The sequence below is a fragment of the Bradyrhizobium sp. NBAIM03 genome, assembly GCF_020194055.1.
Lineage (GTDB): Bacteria > Pseudomonadota > Alphaproteobacteria > Rhizobiales > Xanthobacteraceae > Bradyrhizobium > Bradyrhizobium yuanmingense.
The window spans coordinates 1-429 of sequence record NZ_JADYVS010000186.1 but is presented as its reverse complement, the minus strand read 5'-3'; the positions used below and the strand labels follow the sequence as shown (position 1 = coordinate 429).

1 protein-coding gene is annotated in these 429 nt (G+C 63.4%); it reads right to left on the bottom strand.

The genetic code is table 11. The features are described from left to right. Positions 1-417, bottom strand: a 417-nt coding sequence (locus I6F21_RS38010) for an FAD-dependent monooxygenase (protein ID WP_346656864.1), incomplete at its 3' end; no start/stop codon positions are given. Between the last annotated feature and the right edge of the window lie 12 nt (positions 418-429).

Sequence of the window (429 nt, the reverse complement as noted above, 5' to 3'; positions counted from 1 at the left end):
ATCCATACGCACGTCGGCGATCAGGAAGCGGTCTTTGAAGGTCGGGCCGCGGGCTTCGAGGCCCATCATGTGGCGTACCGGGCTGCGCGAGCCATCGGCGGCGACGACGTACCGCGCGCGCTGTGCGTACGTGCCATCGGGCGTCTCAATGCTGAGCGTCACGCCATCGGCATCCTGCGTGAGGGCCGTCACCTTGTTCTTCCAGCGCAGTTCGATGTTCGGCAAGGCTTGCGCGCGTTCAACGAGAAAGCCCTCGACGTAGTACTGCTGGAGGTTGATGAACGCCGGCCGGCGGTGGCCGGTTTCGGGCAGCAGGTCAAAGCTGTAGAGCAGCTCGTCCTTCAGGTAGACCTTGCCGACGTTCCAGCTCACGCCCTTGTCGATCATGCAGTCGCCGCAACCGAGCCGATTGAAAATCTCCAGCGAGCG